Origin of the sequence: Herbaspirillum frisingense (genome assembly GCF_047325095.1) — a bacterium.
Lineage (GTDB): Bacteria > Pseudomonadota > Gammaproteobacteria > Burkholderiales > Burkholderiaceae_D > Herbaspirillum > Herbaspirillum frisingense.
The window spans coordinates 2888011-2910395 of sequence record NZ_CP168558.1; the positions used below are offsets into that span (position 1 = coordinate 2888011).

The 22385-nt window shown below is 65.1% G+C and carries 19 protein-coding genes; 12 read left to right on the forward strand and 7 right to left on the reverse strand.

Annotated features, from left to right (window positions below; translation table 11 throughout):
- Positions 1–6: 6 nt before the first annotated feature.
- On the reverse strand, positions 7–243 hold the full coding sequence (locus tag ACEOAC_RS13340; protein WP_006462222.1) for a hypothetical protein: 237 nt from the start codon (positions 241–243) through the stop codon (positions 7–9).
- Positions 244–532: 289 nt separating this feature from the next.
- Here ACEOAC_RS13340 and ACEOAC_RS13345 point away from each other — a divergent pair, with 289 nt between their 5' ends.
- On the forward strand, positions 533–3322 hold the full coding sequence (locus ACEOAC_RS13345; RefSeq protein ID WP_413444359.1) for an EAL domain-containing protein: 2790 nt from the start codon (positions 533–535) through the stop codon (positions 3320–3322).
- Here the strand turns inward: ACEOAC_RS13345 and ACEOAC_RS13350 are convergent.
- Positions 3286–4806, reverse strand: coding sequence for a PLP-dependent aminotransferase family protein (locus tag ACEOAC_RS13350; RefSeq protein ID WP_413628389.1), 1521 nt, complete (start codon positions 4804–4806; stop codon positions 3286–3288). The genes ACEOAC_RS13345 and ACEOAC_RS13350 overlap by 37 nt on opposite strands.
- Positions 4807–5127: 321 nt before the next feature.
- On the opposite strand from ACEOAC_RS13350, the gene ACEOAC_RS13355 reads away from it, so the two are divergent.
- The 4 genes from ACEOAC_RS13355 (at position 5128) to ACEOAC_RS13370 (ending at position 9161) form a co-directional block, all read left to right on the forward strand.
- Entirely contained in the window at positions 5128–6204 is a 1077-nt protein-coding gene (locus ACEOAC_RS13355; protein ID WP_241812335.1) for a sensor histidine kinase, read from the forward strand.
- Entirely contained in the window at positions 6201–6866 is a 666-nt protein-coding gene (locus ACEOAC_RS13360) for a response regulator transcription factor (RefSeq protein ID WP_413444524.1), read from the forward strand. The genes ACEOAC_RS13355 and ACEOAC_RS13360 overlap by 4 nt, the downstream gene beginning before the upstream one ends.
- Positions 6867–7063: 197 nt before the next feature.
- Positions 7064–7432 (forward strand): response regulator transcription factor, encoded by a 369-nt coding sequence (locus ACEOAC_RS13365; protein WP_006462217.1) that lies wholly within the window; start codon positions 7064–7066, stop codon positions 7430–7432.
- Positions 7433–7457: 25 nt separating this feature from the next.
- Entirely contained in the window at positions 7458–9161 is a 1704-nt protein-coding gene (locus ACEOAC_RS13370) for a putative bifunctional diguanylate cyclase/phosphodiesterase (RefSeq protein ID WP_413444525.1), read from the forward strand.
- A 56-nt stretch (positions 9162–9217) separates the two neighbouring features.
- On the opposite strand, the gene ACEOAC_RS13375 is transcribed toward ACEOAC_RS13370, so the two are convergent.
- The 3 genes from ACEOAC_RS13375 to ACEOAC_RS13385 form a co-directional block, all read right to left on the reverse strand.
- Complete coding sequence (locus ACEOAC_RS13375) at positions 9218–10840, reverse strand: ABC transporter substrate-binding protein (protein WP_413444526.1); 1623 nt, start codon at positions 10838–10840, stop codon at positions 9218–9220.
- A 108-nt stretch (positions 10841–10948) separates the two neighbouring features.
- Positions 10949–11647, reverse strand: a complete 699-nt coding sequence (locus ACEOAC_RS13380; RefSeq protein ID WP_413444527.1) for an HAD-IA family hydrolase — start codon at positions 11645–11647, stop codon at positions 10949–10951.
- Positions 11613–12002: a hypothetical protein gene (locus ACEOAC_RS13385; RefSeq protein ID WP_413444528.1), complete on the reverse strand. Its 390-nt coding sequence runs from the start codon at positions 12000–12002 to the stop codon at positions 11613–11615. The genes ACEOAC_RS13380 and ACEOAC_RS13385 overlap by 35 nt, the downstream gene beginning before the upstream one ends.
- Between ACEOAC_RS13385 and ACEOAC_RS13390 the strand changes: the two genes are divergently transcribed.
- From ACEOAC_RS13390 to ACEOAC_RS13410, 5 genes are all read left to right on the forward strand, one after another.
- The gene (locus ACEOAC_RS13390; RefSeq protein WP_343653180.1) at positions 12001–12522 is read left to right on the forward strand and encodes a sigma-70 family RNA polymerase sigma factor; all 522 of its coding nucleotides are present in this window, start codon (positions 12001–12003) and stop codon (positions 12520–12522) included. The two genes, ACEOAC_RS13385 and ACEOAC_RS13390, sit on opposite strands and share 2 nt — an antisense overlap.
- A 23-nt stretch (positions 12523–12545) precedes the next feature.
- Positions 12546–13595, forward strand: coding sequence for a FecR family protein (locus tag ACEOAC_RS13395; protein ID WP_413444529.1), 1050 nt, complete (start codon positions 12546–12548; stop codon positions 13593–13595).
- Positions 13596–13721: 126 nt separating this feature from the next.
- Positions 13722–16157 (forward strand): TonB-dependent siderophore receptor, encoded by a 2436-nt coding sequence (locus tag ACEOAC_RS13400; RefSeq protein WP_413444530.1) that lies wholly within the window; start codon positions 13722–13724, stop codon positions 16155–16157.
- A gap of 24 nt (positions 16158–16181) precedes the next feature.
- Positions 16182–16739 (forward strand): RNA polymerase factor sigma-70, encoded by a 558-nt coding sequence (locus ACEOAC_RS13405; RefSeq protein ID WP_413444531.1) that lies wholly within the window; start codon positions 16182–16184, stop codon positions 16737–16739.
- Positions 16740–16821: 82 nt separating this feature from the next.
- Complete coding sequence (locus tag ACEOAC_RS13410) at positions 16822–17031, forward strand: FecR/PupR family sigma factor regulator (protein WP_413444532.1); 210 nt, start codon at positions 16822–16824, stop codon at positions 17029–17031.
- Here ACEOAC_RS13410 and ACEOAC_RS13415 read toward each other — a convergent pair.
- Both ACEOAC_RS13415 and ACEOAC_RS13420 read right to left on the reverse strand, forming a co-directional pair.
- Positions 16965–18278 (reverse strand): PepSY-associated TM helix domain-containing protein, encoded by a 1314-nt coding sequence (locus ACEOAC_RS13415; protein ID WP_413628390.1) that lies wholly within the window; start codon positions 18276–18278, stop codon positions 16965–16967. The two genes, ACEOAC_RS13410 and ACEOAC_RS13415, sit on opposite strands and share 67 nt — an antisense overlap.
- Positions 18278–20497 carry a TonB-dependent siderophore receptor gene (locus tag ACEOAC_RS13420; RefSeq protein ID WP_413444451.1) on the reverse strand — a complete coding sequence of 740 codons (2220 nt, stop codon included), beginning with the start codon at positions 20495–20497 and terminating at the stop codon, positions 18278–18280. The genes ACEOAC_RS13415 and ACEOAC_RS13420 overlap by 1 nt, the downstream gene beginning before the upstream one ends.
- Before the next feature lie 261 nt (positions 20498–20758).
- Here ACEOAC_RS13420 and chrA point away from each other — a divergent pair, with 261 nt between their 5' ends.
- Together chrA and ACEOAC_RS13430 are read left to right on the forward strand one after the other, a co-directional pair.
- A complete protein-coding gene (chrA, locus tag ACEOAC_RS13425; RefSeq protein ID WP_413444450.1) occupies positions 20759–21985 on the forward strand; it encodes a chromate efflux transporter in 1227 nt (408 codons plus the stop codon).
- A gap of 95 nt (positions 21986–22080) precedes the next feature.
- The gene (locus ACEOAC_RS13430; RefSeq protein ID WP_006462202.1) at positions 22081–22380 is read left to right on the forward strand and encodes a hypothetical protein; all 300 of its coding nucleotides are present in this window, start codon (positions 22081–22083) and stop codon (positions 22378–22380) included.
- Positions 22381–22385 lie beyond the last annotated feature (5 nt).

Sequence of the window (22385 nt, forward strand, 5' to 3'; positions counted from 1 at the left end):
CGCTGATCAGAGCCGGCCGTTGCCAATGCGCTGCGCTGCGAACGCCCGTGCGGCTTCAATGGCCTGTTCGCGGCTGTGGGCCGGCAGATTGGTTTCCACCCGCTGCCGTTGGACCACGCAGATACTGCGGCGCGAACTGGAACGGCCGCGGTAGATGGTGACGAAAGGCATCCAACCGGTATTGGACAGGTTGGAAAACGCCTCCAGCACGATCTCGTATTGCCCCATCACTTCGATATCCATTCTTCCTCCGTAGTCGGTTTCCCTTCATCTGGCGCGGGCCTGTTACAGCCGGGATGGACGCAGGATAGAAAGCCTGCGGCCTGCGCGCCACACCATGGCGTGCTGTGCTGTAGCGCGCAGGGCCGCATCTGTACTGCTTTTGCGGCTGTTGTGGTGGTTTTTCCGCGACTGCGAACTGTGTTCCCCCTGGCCGACGGGCTGTGTATGTACCGCGTCCGTGGTGCCGACCCTAGACTGCGTTCCAATCGACCCAATGGCGCCCGCAATGGCGTGAGGAAGGAACCGCATCATGAGAACCAACAGGCAGGGAGGCGATGGCTACAGTCGCACCATGATCGAATGGTGTGCCTATGCGGCCGCACTGGGTTTTTCGGCCTTGCTGATCGCCAACTTCGTGTGGTCCGAGCGGCGTCTGATCCATGCCGACGAGACCACGCGCATGCAGACCCAGGCCCGCATCATCGAAGAAAATCTGGCCCATCAGTTCCAGGGCGTGCGCAATGCGCTGGAGAGTGCCCGCAATGCCCAGGCCGACGGTGCCAGCTGTCATGCGGATTGCCAGAGCCTGCTGCTGCAATCGCTCAAGCGCGCCATGCCGGGTGTGCGCGCCATCGTGGTGCTCAATGGCAGCGGCCATATCGTGCGCTCGGCCGACGACATCGCCGATCGCCGTCTGGACGACCGCGATTTCCTCTCGCAGATCCCGCGCATGTCGTCGGGGCAGGTGATGTATGTCTCGCAGCCCTTCGAAAATACGCCGGGCGTGTTCAACATCAAGCTGTCGCTGCCCATCACCACGGCCGATGGCCGCGTCGAGGGCGCGGTCAGCGCCATCCTCAATCCCGAATACTTCGATGCCGTGATGCGCTCGGCGCTCTACGCCGACGACATGAGCATTGCCATCACCGGCGAAGACGGGCGGCGCCTGCTGTTCGTGCCAGCCAATGCGGCCCAGATGCGTCAGGCCGGGCAGGGCCGCGCGGGGCCGGACGATTTCCTGCGCCAACATCTGCGCAGTGGCGAGATCACCAGCGTGCAGACCGGCAAGGACGCCCAGGGCCAGGCGCGCATGATGGTGCAGCGGACCATCACCAGCCGCGAGCTGGGGCTGGACAAGACCCTGGTCATCAGCCTCTCGCGTAGCGTCGACCATATCAACGCCGGCTGGCATGAGCCGGCACATTCATTCCTGCTCATGTGGCTGCTGTTCGCCCTGGCGGCGGCGCTGGTGCTGGCGTTGCTGCAGGGACGGCGGCGTGCGGTGCAGGTGCTCACCCATCAGCGCGAGCTGCAGCATGCGGAGATGACCGAACGCATGGAGCTGGCCTTGTCCGGGGCCAATCTGGGCCTGTGGGACTGGCATATCCAGGCCGATACGCGCAGCGTCGACGGGCGGGCCAATGCCATGCTCGGTTATCCGCCCGAGCGCCAGTTCGACGCCCCGGGCGAATGGCGCACGCTGGTCAACCCGGAACACATGGCGGCCCTGGATCACGCGTTGCGCCTGCATCTGGCCGATAGTCGCCATTGCTTCGAGGCCGAATACCAGATGCGCCACAAGGAAGGGCACTGGGTCTGGATTCAGTGCCGCGGCAAGCTGGTCGAGCGCGATACGCACGGCCGTCCGCTGCGCATGGTGGGCACGCGCATGGACATCAGCGCACGCAAGGCGGCCGAGGAGGAGATTGCGCGCCTGGCCTATTACGACGGCCTGACCGATCTGCCCAACCGGCGCCTGCTGCTGGATCGCCTGTCGCAGGCGGTAGCGCGCTATGCCCGCGCCGGGCAGTATGGCGCGGTGATTTTCGTCGATCTGGACAACTTCAAGGGCCTCAACGACACCATGGGTCACGATACCGGTGATCGCCTGCTGGAACTGGTAGCCATGCGCCTGCAGCAGGTCACGCGCGAAATCGATACCGTGGCCCGGCTGGGTGGGGATGAATTCGTCATCCTGCTGGAAAACCTGGGCAGCCAGATCGAGGAAGCGGAGAACAATGCCGAATGCGTCTGCCGCAAGATCCTCACCGCGCTCAATGCCGGTTACGAACTGCAGGGCAGTGAGGTGCGCAGTACGCCCAGTCTGGGGGTGGTGCTGTTCGGGGCCGGCCGGCATACCGTCAATGACCTGCTGCGCCAGGCCGACATGGCGATGTACGAGGCCAAGGCCGCCGGGCGCAATACCTATCGCTTCTTCTGTCCCTCCATGCAGGAAGTGCTGGACCAGATGGCGATGCTGGAAAACGATCTGCGTCACGCCCTGGTACGGCGCGAACTGCGCCTGCATTACCAGCCCATCGTGCGTGCCGACGGCAGCCTCGCCGGTGTAGAGGCGCTGATGCGCTGGCAGCATCCGCAACGCGGGATGGTGTATCCGGCGGCCTTCATCGGCCAGGCGGAAAAGGCCGGCCTGATCGTGGAGTTCGGACAATGGGCGCTGACCACTGCCTGCGAGCAGCTGGCCGCCTGGGCTGGCGATGCGCAGACGGCCCACCTGACCATCGCGGTCAATGTCAGCGCGCGCCAGTTCCGCCAGCCTGACTTCGCGCAATGTGTGCTGGACATCCTGGAGCGCACCGGTGCCAATCCGCGCCGGCTCAAGCTGGAGTTGACCGAAAGCATGCTGCTCACCGATGTCGATACGCTCATCACGCGCATGGCCATGCTCAAGGAGACCGGTCTTGGCTTCTCGCTGGATGATTTTGGTACGGGCTACTCGTCGCTGAGCTATCTCAAGAAACTGCCGCTGGACCAGTTGAAGATCGATCGATCCTTCGTGCAGGACATGCTGCAGACGCCGCATGCCTGGTCCATCGTGCAGACCATCGTCAACCTGGCGCAAGGCCTGGGGCTGGATGTGGTCGCGGAAGGGGTGGAGACCAGCGAGCAGTGGGCGGCCTTGCGTCGTCTGGGCTGTGCCGGTTTCCAGGGCTATCTGTTCGGCAAGCCCATGCCGCTGGAGGAGTTGCGGATGGGCGTGACGCTGGCCGCACCGGGCCATTCGGAGGGCGGCGAACCCGGTACCGGCGCGCCGCGCAGCATTCATCTGGCGCTGATCAGTCCGGCGGCGGGCGGCTGAAAGGCCATAGTGCTCAGTCCCGTTTGCATCTCCCGCTCGGCACTGCCCGCGCTGGCGACCATGTCGTGACAGAGTTCACCCAGGGTGCGCACAGCTGCTTCGACGTCGCGTTCCCAGGGGAAGCTGTAGTTCAGGCGGATGCAGTGATGGAAGGCCGGATCACTGCTGAACATGTCACCCGGCGCCACGCTGATGCCGGCCTCCTGGGCGCGCGCGTGCAGTTCGATCGCCCGCACCGAGCGCGGCAGGCTGACCCACAGCAGATAGCCCCCCTGCGGCTGCGAGCAGTGGGTGCCGGCGGGGAAGAACCGCAACACCGCCGAACGCATGATGCGTTCGCGCTGCATCAGCAATTTGCGCAGCCGCCGCAGATGGAAATCATAGCCCTCGTTCTGCAGGTATTCCGCCACCGCCCGCTGGGGATGGGTGGGCATGCTCACGGTGTTGAGGAACTTGAGCTGCTCCACGGCCTGCCGATAGCGGCCCGGCATGGTCCAGCCGATGTGATGCTCCGGGGTGAGGCTCTTGGAGAAGGAGCTGCAATACAACACCAGTCCCTGCTCGTCGTAGCTCTTGGCCGGGCGTGGGCGCTGGTCGCTGTAGTGCAGTTCGCCATAGACGTCGTTTTCCACCAGCGGCAACTGGTAGGACGCCATCAGTCGCACCAGCGCCTGCTTGCGAGAGTCTGGCATCAGGTAGCCCAGAGGATTCTGGAAGTTGCTCATCACCACCGCACCGGCCACCTCGCCACTGGCCAGGGCACGGTCCAGCGAAGGCAGGTCGATGCCCTGGCCGGGATCGGTCGGGATGGGCAGGGCGCGCATGCCCGCACGTTCGATGGCGTGCAGCAGGGCGTAGTAGGTCGGAGACTCCACGGCGATGGCCGCACCCGGCCGGGCGATGGCCTGGAGGCAGAGCTGCAGGGCTTCGGTGGCGCCCTGGGTGATGATGATTTCGCTGGCCTGGACCGGCAGTCCGGTCTCCAGATGGCGACGCGCGATCTGGCGGATCAGGTCGAGGTTGCCGGGTGGCAAGGTGCCGATCAGTTCGCGCTGTTCGCGGCGCTTGTAGAAGCCCTGTGCCAGCTGCGTGATCCGTGCCGACGGGAACAACGCCGGGTCGGGGTAGGGCGAACCCAGCGGGATGCGGGCATTGCAGTTGATGGAGCGCAGATTGTGCAGCACCAGCGCTGCTGGCGTGGCATCCGCAGGTGGCACCGGCAGGCAAGCGGGGCGCGCCGGTATCGGCACGGGGCCGGGCGGGCAGGCCGCTGCCTGGCGCATGCGTACGAAATAGCCCGACTGCGGGCGGCTCTCGATCAGTCCCTGACTCTCCAGCAGGAGGAAGGCCCGGATCACCGTGGAAATGCTCAGGTGGTATTGCTGGCTGGCGCGACGGACGGAAGGAATCTTCTCGCCCGGCAGCATCACGCCTTCCTGGATCTGGCGCCGGATGGTGTCGGCGAGGGTTTCGTAGAGCTTCATGGGTTTTCCCGTAGCAAAGCAATCGGATGGACGCATCCTAGGACCGCGCTGTCAGGACGCCAATCATACGAAGGTATGGACGCTTGCCGGTTTCACCCGCGCTTCCCCATGCCATGAGAGCGGCCCCGCTCCAGGCCTGCGCCAGCGGCCGGTTTTCATCCGATGGGCACCCTATACTTTGGTGTAATACATGTGCTTTGTCCGCCTTGCAGGTTATATACTCGCGTCCGGAAGGAAGGATCGCCATCCGCGGTCCTGACCATCATTCAGGGACCACAACCGGTCCACATAAAAACAGGCAAGCCAGCAGGGGGGAGCAGTATGTACCGATTCAATCGTTCGCCGGCAGTACCGGCCGCGGCCGCGGCACTGACGGTAGCGATCTTTGCCGTGGATGCACTCACCGAGCTGGACGTGGCCATTGCCGTGCTCTACGTCGGCGTGGTGCTGATGTCGGTCTGGATCTGGCCACGGCGCGGCGTGATCGCCGTGATGCTGTTCTGCATGGGGCTGACACTGCTCGCTTATCTGATCTCCCATGGTTTCTTCAAGGATGAGGCGGCCCTGACCCGTTGCCTGGTCAGTCTGGCCGCCATCGCCATTACCGGATTTCTGGCCGTCAAGGGGCAGGATGCGACCATTGCCCTGCTGCAACGGGAAGAAGCCCTGAACCAGGCCCGCAGCCAGCTGGCCCACGCCAGTCGGGTGAGCACCTTGGGTGAACTCACCGCCACCATCGCCCACGAAGTCAATCAGCCGCTGGCGGCCATCGTCACCCACGGCCAGGCCGGCCTGCGCTGGCTCAACCGCGAGGAACCGGTACTGGAGGAAGTGCGACGCGCGGTCGATGCCATGCAGCAGAACGCCAAGCGGGCCAGCGAAGTGATCCAGCGCATCCGCAGCATGGCGCGGCCCTCGGCGCCGACCTTCGTGCCGCTGGATGTGAGCCAGATCAGCGCGGAAAGCTGCGACATGCTGGGCCGCGAATTGCAGCGCCTGCGTGTAAAGCTGCGGCTGAACCTGCCGCCAGGATTGCCGGCCGTGCTGGCCGACAAGGTGCAATTGCAGCAGGTGCTGATCAATCTGGTCATGAACGCAGCCCAGGCCATGCACGAGGCGCGGACCATTGCGCCGGTGATCGAAGTGCGTTGCGGCCTTACGCCGGAGGGCATGCTCTTTATCGAAGTGGCCGACAACGGTCCCGGCTTCACCGAAGAGCAGCTCAAGAAGTTGTTCGACGCCTTCTTCACCACCAAGAAAGAGGGCATGGGGATGGGGCTGGCGATCTGCCGCTCCATCCTCGAATCGCTCGGCGGCACCATCGTCGCCGCCCATCGCAAGCCACAAGGAGCCTTGATGACTGTCCAGCTGCCGCCGATCCAGGGAGATGAACAATGAGTTCGGTGGCGCGCGTAGCCGCTGCCGAGTCCGCACCCGCGGTGCCGGTGGTCTATATCGTCGACGACGACCCGGCCCTGCGCGAGGCGCTGGACAGCCTGCTGCGCTCGGTGGGCCTGCAGGTGTTCGGTTATGCCAGTGCCATCGAATTCCAGCAGCGTCCGATCCAGAGCAGTCCATCCTGCCTGCTGCTGGATGTCCGTCTGCAGGGCGTGAGCGGGCTGGATGTGCAGGCCGAACTGGTGCGCAGCGGCGTGGACATGCCGGTGATCCTGATGACTGGCCATGGCGACATCCCCATGAGCGTGCGGGCCATGAAGGCCGGTGCCATCGATTTCCTGACCAAACCTTTCCGCGATCAGGACTTGCTGGACGCCGTGGCCACCGCCCACGAGAAGGACCGGCTGCAGCTGGAGCAGCGCCTGGCGCGTACCGGCCTGCAGGCACGCTATGCCAGCCTGACGCCGCGCGAGGCCGAAGTCATGTGGCTGGCCGTCAGCGGGCTCCTGAACAAGCAGATCGCCGGAGAGCTTGGCACCAGCGAGGTGACGGTGAAGATCCATCGCGGCCACGCCATGAAGAAGATGCAGGCACGTTCCTTCGCCGACCTGGTGCGCATGGGTCAGGCCCTGGAGCAGCAAGGGCTCAAGCCGCGCGCCTGAAGCTTGGCGCAATGCCACGGCAGGGTGCCGGCCGGCCAGGCCGAATGGCGTGTCGGCGCCCGTCTTACCCCCGCTCATACCAATGTATGATTCCCGCCCCGGCCCGGGCTTGATAACCTGCAATCAAGAATTCGTCTCATCCATGCGGATGCAGAAGACAGGCCGGCGCTTCGAGCCGGCATCGCCAAGGGAATGCAGTGAACCAGCCAAGCAAGATTGCCGTAATCGATGATGACGCCTCCATGCGCGAGGCCCTCTCGGCGCTGATGCGCTCAATGGGATGGACGGTGCAATGTCACGCCAGCGCCGACGACTTTGTCGCCGAACAAGCCTATGAAGCCATGGATTGCATCGTCACCGATGTCCAGATGCCCGGCATGAGCGGCGTGGAATTGCTGGAATGGCTGCGCGGCCGCCAACTGGCTATGCCGGTGGTGGTAATCACGTCGTATCCCACCGTGGCGGTAGCGGCGCGGGTGGTGGCGGCCGGCCGCTCGGCCTTCCTCGGCAAGCCCTTCGATGGCGACGAGATGCTGCAGACGGTGGAAACTCTACTCAAGCAATGACCCGGGGGGGAAGATGGAAAATCTGATGCAGCAGACCCAAGCCATGCCTCGCCGCTGGAAAGACAGCCTGCGCAGTCTGGTGACCGCAATCGCACCGGCAGCCCAGGAGATCAGCCTGCGGCAACGCCTGGCCCGTCATTCACGCTGGCCCATCTACCTCTTGCTTACCCTGGTCGTGGCGTGCGGCGCCAGCCTGTCCATGGTCATGCAGAACACCGTAGAAAACATCCGCCATGCCGCCGATCCCCTGGTGCACTGGACCCTCAATGGCATGGGCATGCATGACGTGACCGAACTGCTGCGCGAGGGCGGCATGGTGGACCTGAACCTGAACCGCATCGCCCGTCTGGTGCACTGGTTCAATCTGCTGGCACTGGCCACGGCGCTGTTCATGATGTATCACATCCGCGCCCGCTTCCGCTCCGAAGACGCGCTGGCACACCAGGCGGCGCACGATCCGCTGACCGGCCTGGCGCACCGCCGCTCGCTCGAACACCGCTTGCTGCACCTGCGTGGCCGCAGTCATACCCTGGTGCTGGGCAGCGTCGATCGCTTCGAACGCGTCATCGGCGCCTACGGCCATGAATTTGCCGACGCCATGATCACCGATATTGCATCCCGCCTGCGCAGCATTGCCGGGGCCTATCACGGCGAGGTCTTCCGCCTGGATGGCGCCAATTTCGTGATCCTGTATCGCCACCATGTCGACTCCGAGGATTTCTCGCGGGCGCTGGTCGCCCTGCAGGCCGGCATGCAGCGGCCTTTCAGCTGCCGCGCCCACGAAGTCTATTCCAACCTGAGCCTGGGGGCGGCCGAGTATCCGCGTCATGGCGGCGACGCCGTGCAACTGCTGCGCAATGCCGACGCCGCGCTGCAATCGGCCCGTGCACAGGGTGGCAACATGCTGGTGGCCTATTCGGAAGCGCTCAACGCCGAAGCGGTGGCCCGGGTCGAACTGGAGGCCCAACTGGTACACGCCCTGGAACGCAACGAACTGGAACTGCACCTGCAACCCCAGCAATCGCTGCAGGACGGCAGCCTGGTCGGATTCGAGGCGCTGGTGCGCTGGCGTCGCCAGGGCCAGCTGGTGCCGCCGGGCGATTTCATCCCCGTGGCCGAGGAATCCGGCCTGGTCATCGCCATCGGGGAATGGGTGCTGGAACGTGCCTGTGCCCAGATCCACACGCTGCGCAACCTGAGCGGACGCGACATGGTGGTGGCCGTGAACATCTCGGCGCGCCACTTCGGCCACCCCGATTTCCTGGCGCGCATGCAGGCGCTGCTGGCGCGCACCGGCATCAATCCCGCCTGCCTGGAACTGGAAATCACCGAAGGCGCCGTCATGGAACATACCGAGGCCGCCGTGCAACTCTTGCACGAACTGCGCGCACTGGGACTGAAGCTGTCGATCGACGATTTCGGCACCGGCTATTCCAGCCTGGCCTACCTGAAACGCTTCCCCATCGACAAGCTCAAGGTCGACCGCTCCTTCGTCAGCCAGCTACGCCCCAATTCGCAGGACGCTGCCATCGTGCAGGCGGTCATCGGCCTGGGCCATACGCTGGACATCAAGGTCATTGCCGAGGGCGTGGAAACGGTGCAGCAGCGCGAATGGCTCAAGCGCCTGGGTTGCGATGAAATCCAGGGCTACTTCTACAGCCGCCCATTGGCGGAGCCGCAGCTGCTGGGTTTCGTGATAGGCCAGATGCGCGAAGAAGCGGCGGCCTGAAGGCCACAGGGCGCGCCCCTTGCAGGCGACGCGTCCTGGGCCACCGCGAGTCGTGCTCAGGCGTCCAGCCAGACATGCTCCGCAAAGGAATATCCCATCATGCCCCCCAGCGGGATGGGCGAGAGGCCTTTGAGCTTGCTGCTGTAGCCATCCAGGCTGGCCAGGAACATCGGGATGCCAATGCCGGCTTGTTCATGGATGATGGTCTGCATGTCGCCATACATCTGCTTGCGCTTGCCCAGATCAATCTCTGCCCGGGCCGCGGTCAGCAACTGGTCGAACTTCTCGCTCTTGAACTGTGATTCGTTCCACGCCGCCTGGGACTGGAAGAATTGCGTCAGCAACACATCGGCACTTGGACGTGGGTTGACGTTGCCGAATCCGACCGGGTTGTTGAGCCACTGGTTGGACCAGTAACCCTCCGGCGGCAGGCGCTTGAGTTCCAGTTCCAGCCCGATGCGCTGCGCGGTTTGCTGCATCACCGTGGCGATATCGACCGAATACATTGCTGCCACCGAACAGGCGATCGGCACCTTGCCGCTCACGCCGGATTTCTGCAGATGGTACTTGGCCTTGTCCAGGTCCATCTGGCGTTGTGGAAGACCAGCGAGGAAAAACCGGTTGGTGGGGTCGATGGGCTGGTCGTTACCCAGCACGGCATGACCACGGGCGATGTTCTTGCTCATCAGTTCGCGGTCCATCAGATACTTCATGGCCAGCACGAAATCCGGATTGCTGCCGGGACCCACATCCTTGCGCAGGATGAGGTCGGTGTAGGCGCCCGACTGCGTTTCCAGTACCGCAAAGCCGGGACTGCCCTTGACCCGTTCGATGGAGCGCGGATTGAGGTTCGCTACCAGATCCATCCCGCCCGAGAGCAGTGCATTGACGCGCGCACTCTCATCGCCGATGCCGACATACTCGATCTCGTCCAGATAGGGCTTGCCGGGAATCCAGTAATTGTCGTTGCGGACCACCACCGAACGGATGCCCGGGTTGAATTCCTTGAGCTTGTAAGGGCCGGTGCCGATGCCGGCGCTGAAATCCGTGGTGCCGGCCTTGACGATATGAAAGTGGAAGGTCCCCACGATCACCGGCAGATCGGCATTGGGCGCCACCAGGGTGACGGTCACTTCATTGGGGCCGGTCTCCTTGACGCTGTCGATCTGGTCGGCCAGGGTCTTGGCCTTGGAGGCGGTGGCCGGATCCTTGTGCCGCATCAGCGAGAACACGACGTCGGCCGGCGCCAGCGGCTTGCCGTCGTGGAAGGTGACGCCACGACGCAGCTTGAATACCCATACCTTGGCATCCTTGCTGCTGAAGGATTCGGCCAGCGCCGGTTGTGGCGTGAGCGTGGCATCCAGTACGGTCAGGCCGTTGTAGAGCATGGTGCCGCGCGAATAATCGGTCTTGTTGGACTGCTTGGCCGGGTCCAGCGTATCGCTGACCGAGGCGGTGTCGCCGCCAACCCGCAGCCGGCCGCCACGCCGTGGCGTCTGGGCATAGGCAGTGATGGCGCTACTGGCTAGGCCACCCGCCAATGTCGCCTGCATGCCGCCTGCCAGCAGCATCTTGAGAATATCGCGTCGGCTGGCGCCGCGTTTCATGCATTCCATCAGGCCGGCAGTGTCGCTGGCGCTGAGGAGAAGCTCGTTGTTGTTCTTGCTGTTGTCGTCCATGGTGCAACTCCCTGGTGGTTGAAGCGTGAGGAGATCGGTCGGCCGCGCGTAGCGACTCGCCTGTTCCCGGATGAACTGCTGCCCTCTGGCTGGGCCAGAGGGCGCGGCTTAACGGCCGGCGTCGACGGCATCAGCCAGTTCGGCCAAGGTATGGAAGTGGTAGTCGGGAACGGTGTGCTGGGAGGCTATGGTGCCGCCCGGGCCTGATTTGTCGTGACGACGCTCGATCCAGCAGGTGGTGATGCCCAGACGCTTGGAGACGCCGATATCGTGGTACTGGCTCTGCGCCACATGCAGGTTGTCGGCCGTGCGATAGCCCCATTGGCCTTCGAAGCGGCCACGCGCATAGGCGAAATATTGCGGATCAGGCTTCTCGCACAAGGCATCGTTGCAGCTCAATAGCAGATCGAAGGGCTCCCCCAGGGTGCGGGAGAAATGCTGGAGCGCCCAGCTCTGTGCATTGGTCATGGTGACCAGCTTGAAGTGCTTGCGCAGGCGTTGCAGGGCCTGTACCGAATCGGGGAAGGCAGGCCAGCGCGCGACAGAATCGCGCAGGCCGCGAGCCAGCTCGGCACTGTCTGGCAGGCCCAGACCGGGCGCGATGACATGCCAGCAACGCTCCAGGTCGTCCGGATACCAACCGGTATTGCCATCACTGCGCGCGGCGCGGTAGGCCGTCAGAAAATCTTCGTCAGAGATCTTGCTGTCGGGAACCGCCTCGCGCAGGTAGGCCAGCATGCCTCCCTCGAAATCGATAAGCGTGCCGACGACATCAAACGTGAGTACCTTGAAGTGCTGCAAAGACATGTCCTGCTCCAGAAAGTAGGTGGCGATGGGAGGGGGGAGAGATGACTGCAGATGAAAACAGGTGCGACAGCTTGAGCATACGGAGCAATGGCCGAGCTTTCTTCCGAACTGGGGTGAGCAAACCGCACAGAATTTTTTTCTGCACGGTCGCAACGGCATGTTGTGACAGTCCGACTGCCGCCGATTTGTCAAAACCCGCATGATGCGCGGTCGGGATGGAGAGGGAGATCGATGATGTACGTGCAGCACACGACGCAGGCAGCGCATGCAGCGGGCCTGGCGCGCGTTGTAAAACTTCATATACCAGATTAAAATGAGAATTATTATTATCTAAGTCAATTCTTGTCACCGCCATGTCCGTCCCGCCTCTCGCCGATGCCGAGCGCTTTCAGATGCTTTATCGCGAGCATCATCGCTGGCTGCAGCAATGGTTGCGGGGCAGGGTGGGCAGCAGTTTCGACGCCGCCGATCTGGCCCAGGACACCTTTCTGCGCGTGCTCGGCAAGCCACGTGCGCTGGATGATGTGCGGGAACCGCGTGCCTGGCTGAGCCGCATCGCGCACGGGCTGGTGGTGGACAAGGTGCGCCGTGACGAGGTCGAGCGTGCCTGCCTGCAGGCCATTGCCAGTCTGCCCGAGCCGGAAGTGGTCTCGCCGGAAGCGCGGATGCTGCTCATCGAACTGCTGGCGGCCATCGACGCCATGCTCGAAGGCCTGGGCGCCCGGGCGCGCGAGGCCTTCCTGCTGTCGCGCCTGGAGCAGATGAGCTATCCCGAGATCGCCACCCGCATGGGGGTGTCGCTGAGCAGCGTGGAGAAATACATGGCCGCCGCGATCCGCCATTGCTACCTGATGCGGCAGTCGCTCCAGGGCTAGCCGCCCGCATTTGTGTCCGCGCCATGCCTGCCTCGCCGCCAGCCAGCTCCAACACGCCCGCAGTCGATCCCCTGGTCCTCGACCAGGCCATCGCCTGGCTGGTCCGCTTGCGGGCTGACGCCGGGCGCCATGGTGTGGATGCCCACCTGCAGGCGCAGATAGAGCATTGGTGTCGCGCCGATCCCTGTCATGCGCAGGTATGGCGTGATCTGATGGCTGCTGAAGAACAGTTCCAGCGCCTGGTGGCCCTGCCGGTTCCGGCAGGTCAATGGCAGGGACCGCTCAAGCGACTGTCCCGCAGCCGCCAGCAGCGGCAGTCACGCCGTCGCTGGCTGGGCGGTGTCGCACTGGGTCTGGGGGGACTGGCCGTGGCGTCGCTGGCGGCGCGCCAGGCGGGCCTGCTGGACCTGCCGGATCTGTTGCAGGCCGATGGCTACACCACGGCCACCGGCGCCCAGCGTCGGCTCAGCCTGAGTGACGGCACCCATCTGGCGCTCAACACTGACTCCCACATCCAGGTCCGTTTCGACGAGGTGCAGCGGCTGCTGGTGCTGCGCCACGGCGAAATCTTCGTCGATACCGGCAAGGATGCCCAGGCCGCGCAATATCGACCCTTGCGGGTCAGGACCGGGCAAGCGCTGCTGCAGGCACTGGGAACGCGTTTCGATGTGCGCCAGCAGGCGCAGAGTACCCGGCTCACGGTGATCGAGGGGCAGGTGGCGGTGCAGACGGCCAGCGGCATGCGCGAGGTCATCCTCCCCGGCGAGATGGTCGAGATCGATGCGCAGGGGCAACTGGCGCGCCAGGCCATCGTGACCGCCGCCATGGACCCCACGGCCTGGCTGGAACAGACCCTGGTGGCGCGCCAGATGCGACTGGGCGACCTGCTTGTCGAGATGGCGCGCTATCGCCATGGCTGGCTGCTGTGCGATCCGACGGTGGCCGACTTGCGGGTGTCCGGCGTCTTCCAGTTGCAGGACAGCGATGCGGCCCTGGACTCGCTGGCCCGGACACTGCCGGTGGTCGTGCAGCGACGTACGCGGTTCTGGGTGCGGCTGGCGGCGGCCGGCTAGTGAGCCAGGCAGCGGACCTGGCAGCGGGCTGATCGGGACGGGCCGGATTTTTTTCGCTTCCGCTTACGGGTTTTGGCGAGCTCGTTCGGCATCCCAGTGTAGCCCGACGAATCGAACCGCTTGCGCATGCCCTCCACTCCATTCCTGTCCCTGAACTCCCGCACCGCCGGCATCACGCGCATGGCGCTGATGGCGCTGCTGCTGGCCCTCGGCGGCCTCAGCTTGTGGCCGGCCGGGGTCATGGCGCAGGACCGACGCCATTACGAGATCGCCGCCGGACCGCTGGAACAGGCCCTGAACCACTTCGCCCGCCAGGCTGGCATCACCCTGTCGTATGCGCCAGACATGGTGCAGGGCCGCCAGGTGGTGGCACTGGCCGCTACGCTGGCGGTGGAGGATGGCCTGGCGCAGTTGCTGGCCGGTAGTGGCCTGCAGGCGGTACGTGCCGCCAATGGCAGCTATGGCCTGCAATGGCGTACCGGCATGGGCGAAGGCGGCGCGCCCATGCCGGTGCGCCAGCAGACGCAACGTCTGAAGGACGTCATCATCGACGGTCGTGGCGAACAGGCCGAGTTCGCCGAGGGCAGCGAGGGCTACGCCGTTGCCGCTGGCCAGAGCGCCACCCGTACTGTCACCCCCTTGCTGGAGATCGCCCAATCGCTGTCGGTCGTCACCCGTGCCGAAATGGAAGCACGCGGCGCCGACAGCATCCTCGACGTGTTGCGCTATATGCCCGGCGCCAACACCGAAACGCATGGCGTCGATCCACGCGGCTACGACTATTTCAACCTGCGCGGTTTCATCAATGCCCAGAACACCAGCAACTACCTCAATGGCCTGCGCCAGCCGGTGGCCGGCTTTGGCACGTTCCGCACCGAGGCATACGGGCTGGAACGGGTCGAAGTCTTGCGGGGAGCGGCGTCGGCCAGCTTCGGGCAGGCCGATCCGGGCGGGGTGGTCAACCGTATCAGCAAGGTAGCCGGAGACGATGCGCCCAACGAGATACAGGCCGGTATCGGGAGCTTCCAGCGGCGCCAGCTGGCGGCCGACCTGAGCGCTACCCTGGACGATGCAGGCCGGGTACAGGGCCGTCTGGTGGGCCTGGCGCTGGACAGCAACACCCAGTTCAGCTACGGCAATGGCAGTGCCGTGCCCAACGATCGTCTGTACCTGGCGCCCTCGCTGAAGCTGCAGCTGGGCGGCGACAGCCATCTGATCCTGCTGGCCGACTACCTGCGCGACCGCAGTGGCAGCGGCCGCTGGACGGCGGTACGTCCCGACGGCAGCCTGACTCATACGCTGGTAGGCGACCCCGGTACGGATCATCAGCGGGGCGAGCAATGGTCGCTTGGCTGGATGCTGGATCAGCGGCTGGATGCGACCTGGCGCCTGCAGCAGAATTTCCGCCACGCGGCGCTGCGGTCGGACTACTCGGTCCTCAACCCGGGCAGCTTGAGCGGCAGCGTGCTCTCGCGCAGCAGCGCCCGCTACCAGACGCAACTGACCAGCACCCAGATCGATACCCGACTGCAAGGCCGCTGGCAACAGGGGCCGCTCGAGCATACCGTGCTGCTGGGGCTGGACCTGATGCAGATGCGTCAGGACGAGCAACGTTACCGGGGAACCGCGCCCGCGCTGGACCTGGCGCAGCCGGTCTATGGCATGCCCATAGCGCTGGCTTCCACCCTCTATGCGCAATTGCATGAAGAGATGCGCCAGACCGGCGTCTATGTCCAGGACCAGATCCGCGATGGCGCCTGGGTATGGACCCTGGGCAGTCGCCATGATCGCGTCACCGATAGCACCCGCAACGACATCGGACCGTCCCGCCTGGATAGCCGCGCCCACGCCTGGAGCCATCGCCTGGGCCTGGCCTGGACCCATTCGCCCGGTCTGGTGCCTTATCTGAACTACAGCACCGCCTTCCTGCCGCAGGCCGGCCAGGACGCCGCGGGCCAGCCCTTTGCACCAGCCTACGGACGGCAACTGGAAGTCGGTCTCAAGTTCCAGCCGCAGGGGCAGCGCCTGCTCTATACCGCCGCGCTCTACCAGGTCAGCAAGGACAACGTGCTCACCGCCGACCCGCAACACGCCAATGCCTACCTCACCCAGAGCCAGGTCCGCTCGCGCGGGGTGGAACTGGAGGCCAAGGGCAGGCTGCACCCAGGTCTCAACATTGCGGCCGCCTACGCCTACACCCAGGCCATCAACACGCGCCATGTCGATCCCGCCCTGCAAGGCAAGTCGCCGGTGCTGGTGCCACGTCATGCAGCCAGCCTGTGGCTGGACTACACCCCGGGCGCGGCGTGGTCCGGCTGGGGGATAGGAGGGGGCGTGCGCTATGTCGGTCGCAACTACGCCAATGCCGACAACAGCGTGCGCAATGCCGCCGTACTGCTGCTGGACGCCATGCTACGGCTGGACCAGGGGCATTGGCGCTATGCGCTCAACATCAGCAACCTGACCAACCGCCAGAGCACCTCCTGCCTGGCCGAGCCGACCCTGACCTGCTTCTGGGCCGAAGAACGGATGGCGCTCTTGAGCGCCCGCTATCGCTGGTAGCCAGAGGGAAGGGGACCGACCACCATGCACGACAGGCAGGCAACACCTCACCACGACGCTGCGGCATCGGACCTGCGCGAGCATTTCATCGGCCAAAGGCGGCGCCTGCGGGATGCGGCACTGCGCATCCTGGGCTGCCCGCATCGCGCCGAGGACGTGGTGCAGGATGCCTACCTCAAGATCAGCGAAGTCCCGGCCGGATTCGATATCCGCCAGCCCTCGGCCTACCTGCTGCGCATCGTGCGCAACCTGGCCATCGATCGTCATCGCCGCAGCGCCTTCGAAAGCGATGTCTTCGCCGTCGAGGAAGAGGGCCAGGCCGTACACGAAGAAGCGCAGGGGCCGGAAGCCATCGCCATCAGCCGCCAGACGCTGGCGCTGATCAGCCAGGCGTTGGCCAGCCTGCCGCCGCGCACGCGCCGGGTGTTCGAACTGTATCGGCTGAGTGGCATGAGCCAGCGCGAAATCGCCGCCGAACTGGGGATATCGGCCACGCTGGTCAACTTCCTGATCCGCGACGCCATGGACAGTTGCCGCGCGCAGCTGCAAGCCGGCGCGACCTGCCATGGGACGGAGCGATAGGCTATGATGCGCACTCGTGCCGCCCCGATGGGTGGCGTGTTTTTTTCCGGTGTTTGCGCCTCGTCCCATCGATCCGTCCTCCATGTCCCAGCCTTCCGCTTCTTCCCTGTCGTGGCAGACCGCCGTCTCCTGGGTGATGCGCGAGCACGAACAGGATGGGCTCGACGAGCCTGAACAGCAGGCCCTGCAGCAATGGCTGCAGACCGACCCCGCCCATCTGGCTGCCTATCGCGAAGCCCGCACCCTGTGGCTGGCGCTGGGCTTCATTCCCGCCCCCGGGGAGCGTGGCTGACGCGCGCCGCGCTTCTTCCACCAGATCACCACGCCGGTCACCGTCAACAGGCTCACCGCCAATCCCAGCAAAGCCAGCGCGATGCGCCAGGGCAGTCCGAACACATGGCCCATGTGCAGCGCGCCGAGCCAGTTGCTGAAGGTATTGCCGCTGCGGTCGCCTGTCGGCAGCCAGTGGCCACGGATCTGGCCGCTGGCGGCATCGATCAGCAGTCCGGTATTGCCAACGTCGCTGCGCAGGTCGGCATTGCTGTGCACCATGTAGGCATACACCCCGCGCCGGCTGTCATAACTCAGTCTTTCCTCGAAGTCGATCTGCAGTCCGCGTTCGCTGGCGAAACCGGCCATGGCCCGGCGTGCCATGGCATGCGCCTGCGGCCAGGACATCGGTGGCCCCGCCGTCAGTGGTGATGCATTGGCCAGGGGCGGCGCGGGGCGCCAGCTGTAATCGAAGGGCAGCAGGCGCGACATCACCGGCAGGTAGATCTGGTCGCGCAGGTTGAACATCACGCTGGACCAGGCCAGCATCAGCAGCAACACCCAACACCACAGGCCGAAGGCGCGATGCAGGTCGAGATTGACGCGATAGAAACCGGCCCGCCACTTGACCAGCCAGGCCGGCTTCCATTTCGCCAGGAAAGGCCGACCCCGTGGCCAGGTCAGGGTCATGCCGACCAGGCAGTCCAGCGTCCACAGCGTGGCCACCACACCCATCACCAAGGCCCCGGCCACGCGCGGCAAGGCCAGCGAGTGATGCAGGTTGAACACCAGCGGCATCAGTGCCGACCGTTCCAGGCTGATCCTCTGGCGGTCCCGCAGCCCCTGGATCGCTCCGGTATGGGGATTGACTAGGACTTCGTCATACCCCAGCCGGAAGGGCTGGCCGGTGGCGCGGTCGATGGCCGGGCCGACCAGGAAACGTACCGTACGACCCGCTTGCGGATGCAGGATCAACTGGCTGACATCGGCCTGTGGCCCCAGCGCCAGCGCCACCCGTTCGCGCAACGCGTACGGGTCCAGCATGGCCGAGGCCGGCTGGCCCGGGGCCGGATGCGCCAGGTGCAACTCCGGCGCCAGCCACAGATCGAGCTCGTCCTCGAAGGCCAGCAGGCTACCGGTCAGGCTGGCCACCAGCAGGAACAGGGCCAGCGCCAGGCCGTTCCAGCGATGCAACAGGACCAGCGTGTGGCGGTCAGGTGCGTGGCGGCACAGCCAGGCGCTGGCCCGGCCGGCCAGGGTGGGGCGCATTACCATCGGGTGGTCAACTGGAGCAGTCCGGTGCGGCGGCTGCCGTACTCACACAGTTCGGAGCAGTACGCGTAGACCCGGTCGGTCACGTTGTTGAGCTTGAGCGCCAGTTCGATATTGCGCCACTCGCTGTTGATGCGACCCAGGTCCATCCTCGCCCCGAAGTCCAGCAAGGTGACCGCCGGGGTTTCGAAGGTGTTGAGGGCATTGCCATAGGAGCGACCGATGTAACGTACCCCGGCCGAGAGATGGGCGCCGGCCATGGCGCCACGCTGGAAGCCATAGTCCACCAGTACGCCGGCATTGTGACGGGCCGCCCCAGGCAAGGCCTTTCCCACGGTGCTGGTGGCGCTGCTGCTGGAGGTATTGCTGGTGACCTTGGCATCGGTATAGCTGTAGCTGGAGGTCAGGTTCAACCCATCGGCGAGCGACATCTTGCCTTCCAATTCCACGCCCCGCGAGCGCGCCTCGCCGGTCTGGATCGAGTAGCCGGCGTGGGCCAGGTCGGCGGTAGCCACGTTCTGCCGGCGCAGGTCGAACACCGCGAGGGTGAACAGCGCATTGGTCCCCGGTGGCACGTACTTGACTCCGGTCTCGTACTGCTTGGCCCGTTCCGGCTTGAGCATGTCACCGCCATAGCTCAGGCCGGTGGTGGGCGTGAAGGACTCGGTGTAGCTCAGGTAGGGCGAGAAGCCCCCCGCCATCTCATGCACCAGGCCGAGGTTGCGCGTATTGGCGCGGTCACTGCGGTCGGTGACGGTACGGGCGATGGCATTGCTCACCTTCTGGTCGGAGCGGTCATGGCGCAGCCCGGCCGAGAGGATCCAGCGCTCGCCTATCCTGATCTGGTCCTGCAGGTAGAGCCCCATCTGGTCATCCTGGGTGCGCAGGTTGTAGTTCTCGGCCACCGCCGGCAGGTTGCCGTAGCTGGTGGTGTAGATGTTGGAGAACACATAGCCGGCCGCAGTATTGGGGCTGACGTAGCCGCGCACGGTACCGGCGGTATGGTGCAGATCCAGGCCCATCAAGACCTTGTGCGTGAGCGGGCCGGTGCCGAAGTCTGCCTGCAGCTGCTGGTCGGCGGTGAAGGTATTGGAGTCGGTCCCCAGGCGCCAGCGCTGCAGCGCCGCCACCGCCGACTGCGTGGCGGGGAAGAAGGCGGCGAAACGCAGGTTGTTGCGGGTGCCGGTGTAGTCGGTGTAGCGCAGGTTCTGGCGGAAGCTCCAGACTTCGTTGAACTGGTGCGAGAACAGCGAACTGAGCGACCAGTTCTCGTAGCGCTCATTGTTGTCGCCGGTGCGTCCCAGCGCGGTACTGGTGGGAATCTGGCCGTTCGGATTGGGGCTGACCGTGCCGCTGGTCGGGAACAGGTTGTTGGACAGGCCTTCACTACGCTGGTATTCGAAGCGGCCGGTCCATTCGGTACGCTCGTCCGGGCGCCAGGTGATGGCCGGCGCCAGGAACAAGCGGCGGTCCACGGTCCCGTCGACCTGGGTGCCGGCGTCGCGCGCCAGGCCGGTCAGGCGATAGGACCAGACTCCGGCGGCATCCAGGGCGCCGCCGAAATCGCCGGCTACCTGCTTGCGGTCGAAGCTGCCCACCTGCACCTGCAGTTCGTGCAGCGCGGTGGTGGTCGGCTTCTTGGAGACCACGTTGATCAGTCCGCCCGGCGAATTCTGGCCGAACATCACCGAGGCCGGACCGTGCAACAGTTCGATGCGCTCCAGCCCATAGGGCTCGGGCGCATAGCGGCTGTAGCTGGCATTGGACGAGGTCAGCATCCCATCGCGATAGAAAGAACCGCCATTGTTGAGCGCGAAGCCGCGCAGCAGCGAGGCGGTATCGACGATGGCGAAGGCCCCCGTGGAGACCTGCACGCCACTGGTATAACCCAGGGCCTCGGCCACGGTGCGCGCCTGCTGGGTGGCGATCTGGTCTGCGGTCACCACCGAGATCGATTGCGGGGTCTCGGTGATGGCGGTGTCGGTCTTGGTGGCGGTGGCGCTGCGCCGGGCGACGAAGCCGTGCACCGGACCGGTCGCCTTTTCTTCTTCGGTGGCGGTGACGGTGACCTGTGGCAGGGCCGTACTGGCAGGGTCGTTCTGCGCCCAGGCGGAGGAAGTTGCCGATAACCCGAGCAGGGCCAGTCGCAGGGACTGCACCAGCAGGCGGGGGCGCAGGGGAGAGCAAGGGAGCTTGTTGTTATATCGGTTGGTCATGGTCGAGAGCGAAATACGCAAGGAGAGGTCGCCAGCCGGGCTGGCGCGTGCCGGATGGCGCGCTCTCTGATAGACGAATGAGAAGTGTTTGTGTTTAGGAGGGAGTCCGGGCGGCGAAACGCGGCACCGCCTATCCGCCGCCTGCACATGGCGTTGGTAGGTTGGTAGGTTCGAGCGACTGCATTATGATAGCCAGCCTGCCGACACCGCAGCCTGCGGTGTACAGACGCCATCGAGATGCAGAAAGTGAGTTCTTGCGCAATGACGCACGACGAAGACCCGATATCCCAGGATGACCGCGCAGCACGCGGCAGTGCCGGCGAGGTACTGCGTGTTTTTCTCATGCTGGGGCTGACATCATTTGGCGGACCGGTGGCGCACCTGGCGTATTTCCGCGACGAGCTCGTGGTGCGCCGCCGCTGGATTGGTGAAAGCAGCTATGCCGATCTGGTCGCGCTGTGCCAGTTCCTGCCCGGCCCGGCGTCCAGCCAGGTCGGTTTCGCCCTGGGCCTGTTGCGTGGCGGCCCGTGGGGCGCCCTGGCAGCCTGGGCGGCATTCACCTTGCCATCGGCGCTGTTGCTGCTGGTCTTTGGCCTGGTCGCTGGGAGCATGTCGGGTGTCCTCGGTACCGGTCTGCTGCACGGTCTGAAGATCGTGGCCGTGGCTGTGGTGGCCCAGGCGGTCTGGGGCATGGCGCGCACCATCACGCCCGACCGCCAGCGCATCAGCATCGCGCTGGGTGCGTTGATGATCGTGGTCGGCGCCGGCAGCGCCGTGGGCCAGATCGCCGCCATCCTGTTTGGTACCGTGGCCGGCTTGTTGTTCTGTCGCGACCTTGCCGTGACTCGCCGGGGACAATTGGGATTCGGCGTGTCGCGCGGTGTCGGCCTGGCCTGCCTAGCTGCTTTCCTGCTGTTGCTGGTCGGCTTGCCGCTGGTGGCGACGTGGTCCGGGCTGCATGCTGTTTCGGTGTTTGATGCCTTCTATCGTTCGGCCTCACTGGTCTTCGGCGGTGGACATGTGGTGCTGCCCTTGCTGCAGGCCGAAGTGGTCGGCCCCGGCTGGGTCTCCAACGATGTCTTCCTGGCCGGCTATGGTGCCGCGCAGGCGGTGCCGGGTCCGCTCTTTACCTTCGCCGCCTACCTCGGCACGGTGATGCAAGCCTTCCCCAATGGCGTGGCAGGTGCCGTGCTGTGCCTGCTGGCGATCTTCCTGCCGGGTTTCCTGCTGCTGTTGGGCGCGCTGCCGTTCTGGGACGACTTCCGGCAACGGCCGCTGGCCCAGGCCGCCATGCGCGGGGCCAATGCCGCCGTAGTCGGCTTGCTGGCGGGGGCGCTCTATAACCCGGTGTGGACCAGTGCAGTGTTCAATGCCCGCGATTTTGCGCTGGCCGTGACCGGCATGGTGCTGCTGATGGCCTGGCGCCTGCCGCCATTGGCGGTGGTGGTGATCCTGGCGCTGAGCGGGGTCCTGCTGCAGGCGCTCTGAAGCCTGGCTGCTGTTGCCGGGCTTGCAATCAGGAAACCCCTGATGGCGTGCGCGTGGTTGCCGTCCTATCGTGAATCCACGATAAGGAGGGGACCATGTGTACCAACGCCATGAGCATCGCACGCCGCCATCTGGGCATCATCGTCCGGCTGTGCGACATGTCCGAACAGGATGAACCGGTCGCCGAACTGGTGCGCGCCACCGTGAGGAACTGCCTGCTGGCGATGCAGACGGCCGGCACCGAAGCGGCCGAGGCCAGCGAGATCATCGGACAGCTGCTGCAGCATGAACTCGCCGGCGTCCCGGCCGACCGGGACAAATACCGCAAGGTACTGGAAGCGGCCCACCTGCATGCCGAATACCTGATGCTGGCCGATCGCAGCGCCGCCCACTGAACGTC

What these genes read in the sequence shown, in the direction of transcription:
- ACEOAC_RS13375 (WP_413444526.1), bottom strand. Translation starts at nt 10,840, where the DNA reads ATGGACGACAACAGCAAGAACAACAACGAGCTTCTCCTCAGCGCCAGC.
- ACEOAC_RS13390 (WP_343653180.1), top strand. Translation starts at nt 12,001, where the DNA reads ATGTCCGTCCCGCCTCTCGCCGATGCCGAGCGCTTTCAGATGCTTTAT.
- ACEOAC_RS13345 (WP_413444359.1), top strand. Translation starts at nt 533, where the DNA reads ATGAGAACCAACAGGCAGGGAGGCGATGGCTACAGTCGCACCATGATC.
- ACEOAC_RS13420 (WP_413444451.1), bottom strand. Translation starts at nt 20,497, where the DNA reads ATGACCAACCGATATAACAACAAGCTCCCTTGCTCTCCCCTGCGCCCC.
- chrA (WP_413444450.1), top strand. Translation starts at nt 20,759, where the DNA reads ATGACGCACGACGAAGACCCGATATCCCAGGATGACCGCGCAGCACGC.
- ACEOAC_RS13355 (WP_241812335.1), top strand. Translation starts at nt 5,128, where the DNA reads ATGTACCGATTCAATCGTTCGCCGGCAGTACCGGCCGCGGCCGCGGCA.
- ACEOAC_RS13405 (WP_413444531.1), top strand. Translation starts at nt 16,182, where the DNA reads ATGCACGACAGGCAGGCAACACCTCACCACGACGCTGCGGCATCGGAC.
- ACEOAC_RS13370 (WP_413444525.1), top strand. Translation starts at nt 7,458, where the DNA reads ATGCAGCAGACCCAAGCCATGCCTCGCCGCTGGAAAGACAGCCTGCGC.
- ACEOAC_RS13360 (WP_413444524.1), top strand. Translation starts at nt 6,201, where the DNA reads ATGAGTTCGGTGGCGCGCGTAGCCGCTGCCGAGTCCGCACCCGCGGTG.
- ACEOAC_RS13400 (WP_413444530.1), top strand. Translation starts at nt 13,722, where the DNA reads ATGCCCTCCACTCCATTCCTGTCCCTGAACTCCCGCACCGCCGGCATC.
- ACEOAC_RS13395 (WP_413444529.1), top strand. Translation starts at nt 12,546, where the DNA reads ATGCCTGCCTCGCCGCCAGCCAGCTCCAACACGCCCGCAGTCGATCCC.
- ACEOAC_RS13350 (WP_413628389.1), bottom strand. Translation starts at nt 4,806, where the DNA reads ATGAAGCTCTACGAAACCCTCGCCGACACCATCCGGCGCCAGATCCAG.
- ACEOAC_RS13410 (WP_413444532.1), top strand. Translation starts at nt 16,822, where the DNA reads ATGTCCCAGCCTTCCGCTTCTTCCCTGTCGTGGCAGACCGCCGTCTCC.
- ACEOAC_RS13380 (WP_413444527.1), bottom strand. Translation starts at nt 11,647, where the DNA reads ATGTCTTTGCAGCACTTCAAGGTACTCACGTTTGATGTCGTCGGCACG.
- ACEOAC_RS13385 (WP_413444528.1), bottom strand. Translation starts at nt 12,002, where the DNA reads ATGGCGGTGACAAGAATTGACTTAGATAATAATAATTCTCATTTTAAT.
- ACEOAC_RS13415 (WP_413628390.1), bottom strand. Translation starts at nt 18,278, where the DNA reads ATGCGCCCCACCCTGGCCGGCCGGGCCAGCGCCTGGCTGTGCCGCCAC.
- ACEOAC_RS13340 (WP_006462222.1), bottom strand. Translation starts at nt 243, where the DNA reads ATGGATATCGAAGTGATGGGGCAATACGAGATCGTGCTGGAGGCGTTT.
- ACEOAC_RS13430 (WP_006462202.1), top strand. Translation starts at nt 22,081, where the DNA reads ATGTGTACCAACGCCATGAGCATCGCACGCCGCCATCTGGGCATCATC.